This window comes from Microcoleus sp. AS-A8 (assembly GCA_039962225.1).
Lineage (GTDB): Bacteria > Cyanobacteriota > Cyanobacteriia > Cyanobacteriales > Coleofasciculaceae > Allocoleopsis.
In genome coordinates this window covers 1-13,360 of the sequence record JAMPKV010000039.1, presented here as the reverse complement: position 1 = coordinate 13,360, position 13,360 = coordinate 1, and the positions used below count along the sequence as shown (strand labels likewise).

General features: G+C 47.9%; 17 protein-coding genes. 5 read left to right on the top strand and 12 right to left on the bottom strand.

The genetic code is table 11. The features are described 5' to 3' along the window. Positions 1–13: 13 nt before the first annotated feature. Genes NDI48_30345 through NDI48_30310 form a run of 8 tightly spaced genes read right to left on the bottom strand, consistent with a single transcriptional unit; the run spans position 14 to position 3,127 of the window. Positions 14–391 (bottom strand): hypothetical protein, encoded by a 378-nt coding sequence (locus NDI48_30345; GenBank protein ID MEP0835468.1) that lies wholly within the window; start codon positions 389–391, stop codon positions 14–16. After that, on the bottom strand, positions 391–606 hold the full coding sequence (locus NDI48_30340) for a hypothetical protein (protein MEP0835467.1): 216 nt from the start codon (positions 604–606) through the stop codon (positions 391–393). Before NDI48_30340 ends, NDI48_30345 begins: the two co-directional genes overlap by 1 nt. Beyond that, positions 606–860: a hypothetical protein gene (locus NDI48_30335; protein MEP0835466.1), complete on the bottom strand. Its 255-nt coding sequence runs from the start codon at positions 858–860 to the stop codon at positions 606–608. The genes NDI48_30340 and NDI48_30335 overlap by 1 nt, the downstream gene beginning before the upstream one ends. Then, a complete protein-coding gene (locus tag NDI48_30330; protein ID MEP0835465.1) occupies positions 844–1,074 on the bottom strand; it encodes a hypothetical protein in 231 nt (76 codons plus the stop codon). The genes NDI48_30335 and NDI48_30330 overlap by 17 nt, the downstream gene beginning before the upstream one ends. Then, the gene (locus tag NDI48_30325) at positions 1,071–1,307 is read right to left on the bottom strand and encodes a hypothetical protein (GenBank protein ID MEP0835464.1); all 237 of its coding nucleotides are present in this window, start codon (positions 1,305–1,307) and stop codon (positions 1,071–1,073) included. The genes NDI48_30330 and NDI48_30325 overlap by 4 nt, the downstream gene beginning before the upstream one ends. Then, positions 1,304–1,651, bottom strand: a complete 348-nt coding sequence (locus tag NDI48_30320; protein MEP0835463.1) for a hypothetical protein — start codon at positions 1,649–1,651, stop codon at positions 1,304–1,306. Before NDI48_30320 ends, NDI48_30325 begins: the two co-directional genes overlap by 4 nt. A 40-nt stretch (positions 1,652–1,691) precedes the next feature. Further along, the gene (locus NDI48_30315; protein ID MEP0835462.1) at positions 1,692–2,048 is read right to left on the bottom strand and encodes a hypothetical protein; all 357 of its coding nucleotides are present in this window, start codon (positions 2,046–2,048) and stop codon (positions 1,692–1,694) included. Between the two features lie 2 nt (positions 2,049–2,050). After that, positions 2,051–3,127 carry a hypothetical protein gene (locus NDI48_30310; GenBank protein MEP0835461.1) on the bottom strand — a complete coding sequence of 359 codons (1,077 nt, stop codon included), beginning with the start codon at positions 3,125–3,127 and terminating at the stop codon, positions 2,051–2,053. Positions 3,128–3,383: 256 nt separating this feature from the next. Here NDI48_30310 and NDI48_30305 point away from each other — a divergent pair, with 256 nt between their 5' ends. Both NDI48_30305 and NDI48_30300 read left to right on the top strand, forming a co-directional pair. Continuing rightward, positions 3,384–3,575 carry a hypothetical protein gene (locus tag NDI48_30305; GenBank protein ID MEP0835460.1) on the top strand — a complete coding sequence of 64 codons (192 nt, stop codon included), beginning with the start codon at positions 3,384–3,386 and terminating at the stop codon, positions 3,573–3,575. 358 nt (positions 3,576–3,933) lie between these two features. Next, the gene (locus NDI48_30300) at positions 3,934–5,490 is read left to right on the top strand and encodes a hypothetical protein (GenBank protein ID MEP0835459.1); all 1,557 of its coding nucleotides are present in this window, start codon (positions 3,934–3,936) and stop codon (positions 5,488–5,490) included. Positions 5,491–5,542: 52 nt separating this feature from the next. On the opposite strand, the gene NDI48_30295 is transcribed toward NDI48_30300, so the two are convergent. After that, positions 5,543–7,384: a hypothetical protein gene (locus NDI48_30295; protein MEP0835458.1), complete on the bottom strand. Its 1,842-nt coding sequence runs from the start codon at positions 7,382–7,384 to the stop codon at positions 5,543–5,545. A 1,078-nt stretch (positions 7,385–8,462) separates the two neighbouring features. Then, positions 8,463–8,804: a hypothetical protein gene (locus NDI48_30290; protein ID MEP0835457.1), complete on the bottom strand. Its 342-nt coding sequence runs from the start codon at positions 8,802–8,804 to the stop codon at positions 8,463–8,465. 144 nt (positions 8,805–8,948) lie between these two features. Here NDI48_30290 and NDI48_30285 point away from each other — a divergent pair, with 144 nt between their 5' ends. From NDI48_30285 to NDI48_30275, 3 genes are all read left to right on the top strand, one after another. Continuing rightward, positions 8,949–9,860, top strand: a complete 912-nt coding sequence (locus NDI48_30285) for a tyrosine-type recombinase/integrase (protein MEP0835456.1) — start codon at positions 8,949–8,951, stop codon at positions 9,858–9,860. Between the two features lie 198 nt (positions 9,861–10,058). Further along, a complete protein-coding gene (locus tag NDI48_30280) occupies positions 10,059–10,820 on the top strand; it encodes a ParA family protein (protein MEP0835455.1) in 762 nt (253 codons plus the stop codon). Then, positions 10,810–11,739 carry a ParB/RepB/Spo0J family partition protein gene (locus tag NDI48_30275; GenBank protein ID MEP0835454.1) on the top strand — a complete coding sequence of 310 codons (930 nt, stop codon included), beginning with the start codon at positions 10,810–10,812 and terminating at the stop codon, positions 11,737–11,739. Before NDI48_30280 ends, NDI48_30275 begins: the two co-directional genes overlap by 11 nt. A 245-nt stretch (positions 11,740–11,984) precedes the next feature. Here the strand turns inward: NDI48_30275 and NDI48_30270 are convergent, their stop codons facing one another. After that, positions 11,985–12,416 (bottom strand): EVE domain-containing protein, encoded by a 432-nt coding sequence (locus tag NDI48_30270; GenBank protein ID MEP0835453.1) that lies wholly within the window; start codon positions 12,414–12,416, stop codon positions 11,985–11,987. A gap of 69 nt (positions 12,417–12,485) precedes the next feature. Next, positions 12,486–13,277, bottom strand: coding sequence for a DISARM system phospholipase D-like protein DrmC (gene drmC, locus NDI48_30265; GenBank protein ID MEP0835452.1), 792 nt, complete (start codon positions 13,275–13,277; stop codon positions 12,486–12,488). Positions 13,278–13,360 lie beyond the last annotated feature (83 nt).

Sequence of the window (13,360 nt, the reverse complement as noted above, 5' to 3'; positions counted from 1 at the left end):
ATTGAATAGTTGATTAAACGCTGCGAGAAGCGTAGACTTTGCCTCGGATTTGTGCGGTTAGGGATTCAATTAATCCCTCCATGTCAGATTCGTGAAGCGTTTCGCAAGACTCAATGTATTGGCACAGTTCTTCGTCATCGTCCCAGATGTTCCAATTTACGCCTGCCGACTCAATACAGCTCTGCATCAGAGTTACTTCGTCGGGATGGGGGCTAGGAATGTGTACTGGCTTATTAGCAATGTAATCAGCCAGCGCTGCCCGGAAGACAATTTTCTGCTCGTAACTCATCTCCTGAAGTTGAGAACCGAAGCGCTCTTGAAGCTGGTGCAGGATATCTGGTTGTTGAGTCATTGGGTTGTATCCGGTGGAGTATCCAATTGGTTGTGACATTACTGAATCCCTCCATCTAACTGAGCGCACTGCTGCACATTTCTCATCGCACCTGCTGCTGAGTGAATAGAATCAAGAAGTCGTTGATTTTCCTCAACAGCGGCGTCGATTACTTGGTTTCCTTCTTCCATGAGTTGGGGTGAGTAGGGAGAAGTCGCCAATTTATCGAGAAAATCCATCAAGGCAAGTTGTGCCGGAGTGAGTTGCGGTTGCATTAGTTGGCCCTCCGTTGGTATTGGGCGATAGCTTCCTGTCCGGCCGGAGTAGCTTTGAATTTGGCGATGTAGGCATCAACTTGAGCGATTTGGTCGGAGGTCAACGTTCCGTTTGGTGCCAGAGTTCCTTTTGGGAACAGGTCAATGTTTGAGGCGATGCGCCATTTTGAGTTAAGAATGCGGTCAGGGTGACCAGCGTGGATTCCTGAAATGCGGCAGATATAATCTGCAACATAATCAATGTTTGATGACATAATTCGGGTAGTCCTTACGATTCTTTTGCTTGGGTCGTCGGGTTTTGGTCGGAGCGCTGGGACTGTGCAATTCGTCAGCGCCCTGACCTTCGGTTGTCGTCTGATATTCACATGTGGTGGTTAACGGTAGGGTGCCTGATTCTGGGTTGCCCCACTCCACGTACACCCGTGGATTTAGTTTGATGCCTGTGTCGGCGCAGTTGGGGCAGGTCACGGCAAGAAACTCCCTACAACGAAGTCGATCATGCCGTCCCTAGACCCGTCCAGCCAGGGGTACTTCTCCGGGTCAAACGGCTCGTCAAAGTCCCGAATCGATATGTTGTTACACCAGTCCTTCAATTCGGCGTCGGTCATCGCCAGTGCCATACTTCGGGCGGCTTCTCCTTGCTCGGTACGGGGGATGTGAATGATTACGTCTGGGGTAAATCTGTCAAATGGGTTGGTCATTCGTTTATAGGCTCCTCTCCAATAGCAATTCCGGTTTCACCATGAAGGTCATTTTCACTCTGGAAGTCCACAAGATGGGCATCAAATGCATTCCAGTCGTTGGTTGCGATCGCGAGAACCGCCAATGCCTCTAGTTTCGTGAGAAACGGCTCGTGTTCCTGGCGAATGGATTCAAGGTGAGCGTCTGGGATGGCTTCGCTGAAATTGGCATCAATGTTAGGAATATCGGGTAGTTGAAACATTATTCGTTCTCCTCGTCTCTCGACGTTTTGATTAATCGCCTCACTCGTTTCAGCTGTTGCGCTTCCTCTCGTGTCGTTGGCGGTGGTTGGGAGGCAAGCCATTCGATAAGTTTGCCGGGGGTGAGATTCAAGTACGTTACGGTCACGCTGCTTCGTCCTCAAACTGAGCAGCGAAGTCAGCATCGAAATCAAAGTTGTCGGGTTCGGATATTGCCTCTTCTTTCAACACGGAGGGTGAGGATTGAGGCATTGCGATAACGTTCCTTGCGATTCCAGGTAACCATTCCACAAGCCGATTAAAACTGTTGAAAAGCCGTGCGAATGGAACCTGTTTCGCCATCGACTGCGCGAGTTTGTGCTCGTAAAGTAAACGGTTGGCAAGCGTGGTCACCTCGGCTCCTGTTATGGTGTCGCCAGCTTTTCCGATGACTCTCTCGGATTGGGAGCGAAGGTAGTCTTCTATGTCCGGCTCAATGCGAATTCGTGTATTCGATGCCATTGTTAGTTACCTCTCGCTAACCGACCTTCTGCCATCCGCTGGAGTCCGATCACGTTTGCCCAGCAGCCATCCGGAACGGCAGTGATTCCCCTGTCAGTTAACTTCTGAGCGACCCCAGGCATTTCCACGCCGCCCCCCCAGGCCACGAAACTCTGTGCCGCATCCTTCCATTCTTCAACCTCCTTCTCCACAAGGCGTAGGCGATCGCTGAGCCAGGGCGTTAGATGACGTGCATAAATGTTACGAAAGTTAAATGGGCGCGTGCCGTACTGGAACGATTTATTTTCGATGCCCTGGCGTACCGTTTCGACACTTCCTGCTTTGCCCTTACCCAAGAAGGCGATTAGTTCTGGGTCAGCAGCAATAGCATCCAGTAAATCGATACAACCGCCAACCTCCAACACCTTGCGATGGATGATTTTGCCACCAGGCGCAAATACAGTCGGGATTACTGTTGAGGTGCCAAAATCCACTGCAATAACGTGTGCTGTGCGGTCAACAAGTGGTTCTGGTTTTGCGGCATTGCAATAAGCGTAAGAGCCTGCCCCTTCTGGTGCCACCAATGAAATGTTGAGGTGGACTCGCGAGGTAGGGTTGCTTTTACCGTTAAACGAAACGATGTGCATTCCCCGTACCTTATCGGCTAGAGCATCACGAAACACTTTCGCGTGGATCGAAAGAACCAGAAACATGTGCCACTCCTGCTTCGGAGGTAGCGTGCCCAACGCACCTAGCAATGTGTGCAAGCAGTACTCCACCTTCAGTACTGGGTCATCGCTCAGCTTGATGTGGGTCGCTGGGGCTTTCCATGCTGCCAATGCTCCAGTCAAGAATTCACGTCCCACGAGGTCTTGGCGTTCGCCGTCCTGGTAAAAAAAGTGACCGCCTTCTTTTGACGTGAGAATATCATCCAATTCTTCACGCACTTCATAGACCTTGGCAGGGGTGCGGATTCGCATTTGCTGCGCTCCGCTGCCCATGCAGACCTTGACCAATCCTGCCCCATTATCAACCCCACCCGCAATCGGTGGGTTCTGGCGGGTCATTCCAGCCGATTGGGGCTGATGCGTCGTAACCATGAATTTTTCTCCTGAAACTCGCAAAATAAATCTCTAAGCGGCTCTATGTCTACTTTTGAGCCGTTTTTGAAGAGTAAACAGCTTCTTGCCCAGTCTTGTCGCGTTTCTCTCGCGCTTTCCTGCATTGGGCAATCTTGGGCTGATACCTGTTAGGATAATGGAGCCGCTCCAAGGAGTCAAGAGGCACTCTGAGGAATTTTGACAACTCTACAGTCCTCGAAGGAATATGGAGAGACAATTAATTTGTAAAATTTCGATGCCATCGCGATCGCGAATAGTGGTTTATCTAACGGAGGAGAAGATAGAGGAACTAAAAAGCTGGGCAGAACAAGAAAACCGCCCAGTAAGTAACTTGGCAGCAACGGTAATTCTTAGGGCGCTTGAGGAGAGGAGTAAAAACGAACCCCCCACTGCTGACACCAGCAGTGGCGGCAAAGGCAGGGGGTAAGGGGGCGAGGAGTGAGGAGAAATCGCACCGCTGTTGGCTCCCACAACCCAGAACTATTGCCGAAAATAGTTCTTCCGCTACAGTCATGAACAAATAAGAAAAAAACCCGACAGATGACGCTGCCAGGGCTTTTCTGAACTTGTAAATACTGAAGCTTGAGCGCTAAATTTCAATCTAGAGAAGATGACCAGCCCAGACCTATATCTTTGACGGGATTAATTCTGAGCTGGCTCCTGGAGGCTGCTAGCTTTAAGCTAAGAACCAAACTTTTGCGTACTTGGGTACGCGGGTACGCAGGTACGCGAAAGTCTACTTCAAGGTTAGCATTTAGCCTCCTTCACGCAAACCTGGAGGAAGCATGAATACGTCTTTAAATTTAGGGTGCCACGAAGCTAACTTTTTCTCGATCTGCCACCACGCGATCGCCACTTACCTGGGTAGCGAACGGCCTACGCTGCTGCTTCAGCGGTTTCATTACTGGCTGCAAAATAAGCATTCGGGATATCTGCTTAAAGATGAAACGAAGTGGATCTACAACGGTTACAAGGAGATACAAGAGCAGTTTCCCTGGCTCAGCATCGATCAGATTGGAGGATATATTCGCCAGCTGGAAAAGCTGGGATGGCTTATAAGTGCAAGGTTTCACGAGCTGAAACGGAGCATTGGCTTCGCTACTCCAGCGCCTCATATGCAGGAGGATAACCAGCGCAAATGGTACAGGATTAACTACCAGAAGCTGCTTGATGATACTGGCGTGGATTTACTAAATTCGCGTTCGGGTCAGCCGCCCAAACGCTCTCGCAGAGCCAATCTGAAATTATCCAGATTGCAATCTGGATATTTCCAGAAAGCAATCTGGAATAATCCAGATTGTTCTATATACAAAGAATTCCAAAATACTTCCAAAGAACTCTCTCAAGAGCGAGAGAAGAGCTTGGATTTAATCAATGAAGAAGCAAATACCAAAATTCCTGATTTTGTCAACCCGGATGAAGTAGAAAATTGTCACAAGAAAATAACTCAGGACAACCAACATCCGGGAGAAGATCAGTTTTCCGCCGCCCCGCGCAACGTAAAATACTCTAAACCGACGCAATTCGATGCGCTCCAGGGTTTCAAATCCCAAGAGGAACGGGACGGTTTTTACCAAGAGCTGCTGGAGCTGGGCAAGAATAAATCCGGTGTGCGATCGCCCCTCGGATGGGCTAACCAAATTCTCAAGTCAGTGAATGTTGGTGAGCCATGTGAGTACTTGAATGAGTATCGCCGGGGAGAGCCGGTGGGCACCTGTGAAAAGCAGGAATGGGAGGTGAAACCGGGGTGCCCGTTCCCGAATTTTATTTCCTACCTCAAGCGAACGTTTGAGGCTAACTACATGACGGCATCTCAGGCTACTGAAGCTGTCTTTAAGGCCATGAGGGATGTGAATGAGGCTCGGACACTTTGGAACGGCTACAAGCGCCATTTAGCCAACCTCAATGATGAATGGAAAAAACAACAAGCTCTAGGCGTAAGTAACGCTTATATTCCTGCTGAGGTTTTACCGGAAAAACAGGTAACGATTGAGGAGGCCGCAGCGGCTATCCAAACCTTGGCGACCAATTCTGTGCAGCTCCATGAGCTTCCCTCCGCCATGACAAACGAAGCGCTTCCTGCCGCCACCTTAGAGCCAGAGCTGGAGGAGGAGCCAGAGAAGGAGCCAGAAATTGATGTTTCTGCTGTGAAGGCACAGGCCGCACAGATGCGTGAGCATCTGCGTTCTGCTAGTGCGATGAAGGCAAGCATGGGTCGCGCTTGGGTTCGTGCTCACGAAGATTTATTGATCGTGCAGCGCGATGGCTCCGGACAAATCATTGATTTTGAAGTAGCAGAGGAGGTTGGCGACAGAGCCAGGGAGCTAGATAGTGAACTGTGAAAAATTCACAGTTCCCGCCTCGGCTATTTCTTGCCGTTGAGCAACTGCCGATTCAGTCGTTCTGACATCTAAGCGCCTGCCCCTCTGTACGTGCTGACGCTGACAAAAACTGCTGATTAATTCTGCCCAACAAAACTGCTCCTAGGCGAAGCTTCTTCCCGCAATCCAAGTGTGCATATTTTTTCTTTGCAGTAGTGCTGGAATGTCGCATCCAGAAAGCTGCACTTTCCTTCTCTTCTGTTGTTGCTTTAGTGTCTGGTTCTTCAATGTAGGAGCGAAAGCTGTGTCTGAGGTCATGAGGCGTAATCGGAAGTTCAGTCCAACGAATAAAAATACGTCTGATTTTGCTGGTCATTCCTGCACTGCTAAAAGCTTTTCCTGCAGACGCCATAACAAAAACTGTTTTTTCGCCAGGGACAGCAATCGCCTCTCGCATCCCATGCCATTCACCACTTTCATCTTGATAACCTCTAAAAAACCAGCGATTCAAATAATCGTAAAACTTAGAGCCATCGGGAAATTCAGTATTGGGAAACTCACCCAGCCATTCTCCGTAGATATCCCCAGTTTTGTAGTCCTCTGGTTGCAAATGAATGTAGTATCTTGCTTCGCTAGGATTAGCCATTTTTTCGGCAGATGTAAATCGCTCGTTCTCGAAAATTCCATATTTAAGAGTTCTGCCTAGCTCTAGTTCGCGAATAACACGCTGGCGAGAGGGTGGAACCAGAACAAAAAATCCCAGCAAAACAAAATTTTGCAATGATTTTGCCTTGGCAGACAATTGACGTTTCTTTGTCCCTTTACCAACTTTTATTGTTTCTAGCTCAGTTTCAAAACGTAATTTTTCAAGCACCTCTAGAGCGTCTGGCCAAGGAAGAAGATATCTCTGGATGGAATTAAAATTGTTTTTTTTGCCATTTTCAACTTCTTTCTGAAAAACCTTGAGGCGATTGATGAGCGGAATGTCCTCAAAATTTAAAGCCATTGTTTTATCTGTTTCGTTGCGGTAGATGTACCTGCTGTAAGCAATCAAACTATCTATATAGGTCTTTTTTGTCTTAGGAGATGGAGGATTTTCGAGCCACGCGAAAAACTCTATTAGCAAATTGACGAGTTGTTCGGCTTCGTGCTTGATATTTTCTAAAGCTTCAGCCTTGGCAATCAATTGAGATAATAAGCGATTCTCCTTAGAGGAAAACTCTCTAATTTGAAAGTTCAGCCGGACAAAAGGAACTATCTTACTGAGGCTGATTTCAGCCAAAGAAATACCTTTTTCTCGATAAAGCCATCCTAAAATTCGATTTAAATGCCTTTCGTATGAGTCTGCGGTAACTTGCCGACATCTTTCGCTGGTTTGGTATTTTTTAAAGCTAGTACATTCCTGGCTTATTCGCTGAAGATGCTGCTGTATCTGTTCGGGATCGAGCGGTTCAGATTCATAATCAATCACATCGAAAGAAAAGACGAATTTTTTATAGACATGTTCTCGCTTAGTTAGTTTGATTCGCTTTAGTTTTTCAGGATAGAAGATGTAATGCGGCTTCTCTTCGGGTGATTTTGCAGAGGGAAAAGTTTCATTTTCAATACCCCAGTTGATGAACTGATTCAGGTAATATCTCGGCTGGCGTTGTCGTTTATTGGGAGTGTTCAGTAGCGTAAAAGTTTGTTTTTGTGCCTCTCTAAGGCGTTCTCCGATGTCGGTAGAGATGTCTATTGAGGCGAGCGTCTTGAGAGCAGCAGCGATTTCCTTTGAGGTAAGTCTAGCTCCCGAAGGCTGGCTTCCTCCTAACCCCGGAAGCGTGAAGCGAAATAGCGCACTTTGGCATAAAGAGGCATCTTTGGAGCAGGAAAGCTCGAAGGTTTCCCAGGCATCCAGCAGCGTTCTATTATTCATCGGATTTTTTCTCCTCACGGATTAGAAATTAGCTAAAAACTAACTTATTGATTTTACTTATGTATAGGTAGTCTTAGATTTTTCTAATTGTACTACGATTTTAGTTTATCTTTTATACCAGCGATGAATTACGACTCATTCTTAACTGTCATTTATTTAATAATGCATTTGTATTTATTTTATATAAAATATACAACTTTTGGGAGAGGATGGTTATCAATCAATACCTAGGATAAATCTCCTGTATACTTTCCTAATCTATTACTATTAATTGTTAATACTCCTTTAGCCTATAGTGCTGTAACTGCCATCTATCCGTGACCCTGTAAGAATTACATCTTATCAGCTTTGGTCTGAATATCGAAAAATATGCCAGTAATATATGACCTAATTTCTAACATACTATATAGATTTGATTATGCCACTAGAAATAGTTAGTCTACCTGTTTTTTAGGTAAAAATAAAACAAGTGGAAGTATATTGCAGAGATAAAAATTTGTAAAAGCGTTCTATAAAAATGTTCTATTGGGGCAGAACACCCAAATTTTCGCAAGTTATCCACTATAAACTAAGCTTATGATTTAAAAGCTATCCCGCTTTTCGCTATGCGTTCTACAAAAAGGGCAGGTCGAACAGCCATCGTAAAATTCAGATATTGTGCAATTTCTAAAAAGGCAATATGGCAAGAAGGCGGCGAATTCAGAAACCAGAAGGACAGGAGGAGCAGTGGCGCACCTCAATAAAGCGTATGAGGGGCGAGGGAGTGTTTTACGACGAGCCAAAGTCTGAAACTCTTCAAGTGGCTCTCACCCCAACTGCCAAATCGAGAATAAAGCAGCTGGCAGCGCTCAACAAGCTCTCAATATCTGAGTACTTGGAGCGCTGGGCCAGAAAAATTGGCGGCCTTATTCTGCCTTAGTACTTGCTGACACAAACCTAAGGCTGGCTCCTGCCCCCACTGCCCTCCTAAGTCCAACTCACCCCATCCGGGTCACGATCGCCAGACCAGGTGGCGAACTGTTCTTTGCTGCCACCCTAACGGTGCTTCTCGATCGCTTGATCAGAACAGCCCAGGCGCTTAGCCAGAGCCGTCTGAGTGAGTAACAGTACTCGGTGCCTTATGGAGCATGTCACTGCGGCTGGGCTTGTCTGGTTCAGTCACCGTACTCGGTGTTGCTTGTGGTGCGGTACCCATGTGCTGCTCTAGGGCGGCTACTCGCTCCTTTGGTTGGCTGAGTTCAGTTAACAGGTTGTTCAGTACCGTATCTTGGAGCGGTGCTGGGTGCGACACTGCCAAATAGCCCGCATGGATGGTTACAATCGCGGCGCTGCGAGATTCAATGGCTGTGAGCTTGCTTCCAGCCGTCCAGCGCCTTAAGGATTTCCTGGGGAATGTACGCCGTGACTTTCGGATGCTCACTCGCCATTAAATTAAGTACTGTACTCGCTATTTTACCAGCAGTTTACTCCTTTTTTCTAGCTTAATCTGGGCGCGAGAATTACTTTTTTTTTGCTACATCAGTGCCTGATAATCAAGCTTATCTGTTGAGTTGAGGGGCAAACTATGGGGAAAGTAGCACGGTTGGCGGATTATCGACCCAAAAACTCAGCCGATGATTTTGACGATTGGCAAAAAGATTGGAGGATGGAATTAGAGGCCGACGAGCGCAGTCCCCACACGATTAGAGCCTATTTGCAAGATATAAACGGCTTTATAAAGTGGTTTGAACAAACCCAAGGCCCATTCAGTCCGGAATTAATCACTAATTTGGATTTGCGGGACTACAAGCGCTTTTTAGCGCAGACCGCTAAGCCCGCAACCATCAATCGAAAGATCTGTAGCATGAGCGCTTTTCTCACTTGGGCGCAGGACACAGAGCGGATTAAATCAGTCCCTAAAATGCCCAGGATGGTCAAGGAACAGCGCCAAGGAATCCGTTGGCTATCTCCCGACCAACAACATGATTTGCTACAGCGGGTGGAACGCGATGGCAGCTGCCGCGATTTGGGGATGGTGAAGTTGCTACTGAACACAGGGCTGCGGGTTGCTGAGCTGACAGACCTCCGCTGGGGAGACGTTGAGATTAGCGATCGCTGCTGTGAGCTGGTTGTGCGGGCAGGCAAAGGCTCAAAGCGCCGGGTTATTCCTCTAAATAAGGATGCTCGCTCTGCTTTGCTGCTATTGGGCTACGAAAAAAACCGGGGCATGGATAAGTCAGTGATGCAAGGGCAGCGGGGAGGAATGGTTCCCCGTGGAGTCTGCTGGTTGCTGAAAAAATACAGGGGTAACCTCAGTAATTTTAGTGTTCACACCTTGCGCCATACCTTCTGTAAAAATTTAGTAGATGCCGGGGTTAGTTTAGAGAAAATTGCCGCGCTGGCAGGACATGAAAATTTAGAGACCACCAGGCGCTATTGCCAGCCCTCCCCTAATGACTTGGCTAAGGCTGTGGACTTGATTGGGCAAGAAGATTAAGCCAGCTCGTCAGCCTTCTCTGTTCCACGAGTGCAAAAGCGTGAGGACTAATTTTACCAACGGCTACTAGCGGAGACTGTTGAGGGACGTAAGGGTTGGTATCAAACGTGCGATCGCTAGTGACAGATAAAGATGAAGGAAAGCCACTCATTCACGATATGCTGGCTCTCAAGCTAAATGTGCCACGCAATCAACTAGATGAGCCGAGCGATCGCACTGTTTAATCAAGCGGGTGGGGTCGGGAAAACGACGATTACTCAGAACCTGGGCTACCAACTCTCTGCACGGGGTCACAAGGTTCTTCTCATCGACCTCGACCCCCAAGCCTCCCTAACGACTTTCATGGGGATTGACCCTGACAGTTTGGATAAGACTCTGTTCGACACCCTGGTCAATGAGGAGCCACTGTTCATCCTGCCCTCCCTTCACGGCATGGCTCTTGCTCCCACCAATATCACACTCAGCGCCGCCGAAATCCAGCTAGTCAACCTGGATTTTCGCGAGGTTCGCCTGTCTGAAGCGCTCGACCCCATCAGAGACAATTATGACTTTATCTTAATCGACTGCCCACCGAGTTTAGGTCTATTGAGCTACAGCGCTTTGGTTGGGGCCACTCATGTTCTCGTTCCGATCGAGACACACTACAAAGCTTTCCAGGGAACTAACTTACTCTTGCAAACAGTAGCTAAAGTTAGAAAAAGAGGCAATCCTCAATTACAAATAGCCGGGTTCGTTCCCTCTCGCTATGCCGCGAGTAACTCCCAAGACAAGCGCACTCTCAAGGCAATCCAAGCCCAGTTGGCAACGGTAGCAACAGTCTATGAACCGATTCCGCGACTGACGGCGTTTGTGGACGCCTCCGAAGAACAGGTTCCCTTGGCCGTCTATGACCCTAAGCACCCTGTCCTCAAAATCTTAAACCAGTTAGCCCAACAGATGGAGCAACTCAATGCCCCGTAAAAGCGATCGCCCCTACAAAGCCAAAGCCAATCTCGATGTTTTGTTTGGAGAGGAGGAGTCCCAAACGGCTCCTCAAACGGTTCCTATAGATTCCATTACTCTCCCCGTTTCTCAACCTCGCCGCTACTTCGACCCGACTAAAATGGAGCAGCTCATTGCGTCGGTTAAGGCTCATGGCGTTTTGGAAAACCTACTGATACGACCCCTTCCGGACAAGGACTCAAGCTACGAATTAATCGCTGGAGAACGTCGCTATCGGGCTGCTTTATCGGCTGGGCTTAAAGAAGTCCCTGTCGCCATCCGCTCTCTATCGGATGAACAAGCGCTTCAGATTAGCCTCGTGGAGAACTTGATCCGAGAAGACCTCAACCCCGTTGAACAGACAGAAGGCATCCTGCAACTGCTAGCACTCCGCCTCAATGTGGCGAGTGTGGAAGTCACTTCACTGCTACACCGGATGCGTGACGAACAACGAGGAAAAGTTCCCCATAACGTTATGGGGAACTCGCTTGGGCAAACCATTCAAGCTGTCTTTGAGGAGTTGGGGTCAATTACTTGGGAATCCTTTGTGTCTAATCGCCTTCCTTTACTTAACCTCCCCTCAGAAATCTTGGAGGCTCTCCAAACGGGAAAAATTGCCTACACCAAGGCTATTGCAATCGCACGAGTCAAAGACGACGAGGTGCGACAATCCTTGTTAGAGGAAGCAATTGAGCAAGACCTACCCCTTAGACAAATCAGGCAACGCATCAAAGCCATTCAATTCCGCTCTGAGAGCAAGTCTCCCTCCTCTCAATTTGATGCCACGACCCGTCGCCTGAGAGCGGCGAAGCCCTGGGAGAATCCTAAGAAATGGAAGCGGGTTCAGGAACTGTTGGAAGAGCTAGAATTTATCATTGAAGAAGATTATAGAAGATAACGAATTTCGTTTCTCGCCTAATTAGCCGCATAATCTAGCTCTTTTGTCAACGGAAAAGAACCGTTGAGAAGCACCCCCTACCTTTGGCATGTCGTTATCCTTAGTTTAGTTATTTTGTAATATAGTGGGGTGTCATCAAAGTGCGGTTAATCGACATCTATTCCATCCTTTTTCGCGAAGGCGTGGTAAGGGCTAACAGAATCTAAGCTTTTTGTGCCATTAAAAAACTCCGAGGGATGCGCTCCCTAAGTTGACTCCTTTAATAGCTCATGTACTCGTTGCCACTCCTCTTGAGTAATTTTGAAGTTAGTGGAGTTGGGAGCGCGAATGACCAATAAGTTTTTTAGTAGGGGGTCTTTCAGTAAAATTGTTTTCAGTAGTGGGCTGTCCAGCAGTTTGCTGATAAACCGGATGGTGGCTTGCTGTTTTCCTGTAGCGCGGTTGGGGTCTCCCCAGTATTGGCGGTCTGGTAGCTTGGTGATAACCTGAGCGGGTTCTGTGACTGTGGCGATCGCATAAATCCCTGCCTCTTTCCCAGACACCCAAACCAGAACTCCATCACCAGAAGCAATGTCTTTCCCGTAGCGAGTCACCAACCAAGGCATCTGTTCAAAGTCTCGGATGCCATCAAGGACGCGGTAGTATTTGGGATTGCCTTGGAACAGCCAATATGCCATGTCAGTGGAAGAGTTCTGGGTGAATGTTAGTCATACTATCAGGCAGGAGTTGATTAAAAAGTTTCATTATCAAATGCCAGGAACTCGGCGTAAGATATTTCTAGAAACCAAAGTCTCAAATTGCGATCGCATCGCTCTAGCTGCCACGGGGTCAGCTAGCAGTACACCCGCTTCAATGTTACGCTCGTGAGCCGCTTCCGTAAAATTAGCCGATGTAACGAGCAAGCGCTCCTCATCCACTACAACACACTTGGCGTGCAGGCTGGCTCTCTCTCCCGTACCCATTGCTAGGGAGCGTGGATCGTGGAAGACCTCTGGCAACCGTTTCCCTGGCCAGATTGCCTTGCGAAAGGTGTCGGCAAACTCTCTGAGTAGAGTAGACTCTGGAGCTTGGCTTCTGTGAGGACGTTGCACGTTTAGAAACATCCTGACTTGAAGTTTTGGATTGGCATCCATTCGATCTGCGAGTACCCCAAACAATTCTCGCGCTTTCTTTCCCTTGTCAATCGCAAAGCTGGAAATGAGCACGCTCGTCTTGGCAGTGCTGAACAGTTCGCGCACTACAATGCTGGTATCGCGACTTTCAGAGCCGACGACTTCCTGCCCCGTCCAAACTAAATCGATGCGATCGCGCATTTCCTGGGACGATTCCCGTTCGGCAGCCAAGAGACGCAAGGTATAGGCGATGTGATTGGGTGTTGCACCCATTGTGTGGAGTTTGTTTAGTTCTCCAACAATCATTTGGACCTTATCGACTGGTACATAACTAGCAGCACTGGAGAGGGAAAAAGGTGCAGAAAGTCTTTTTGTTTCCAGCGCTGTTGCAAGACTTACAGCAGATTGCAGGTTTATGAAGTACAATAGCAGCAGTTTGTAAACCAGTTTCGTAAATGTTTAGGATTGACTAAATCAAGCGCCGTAGCAATAAGAGTATCAACCATCTT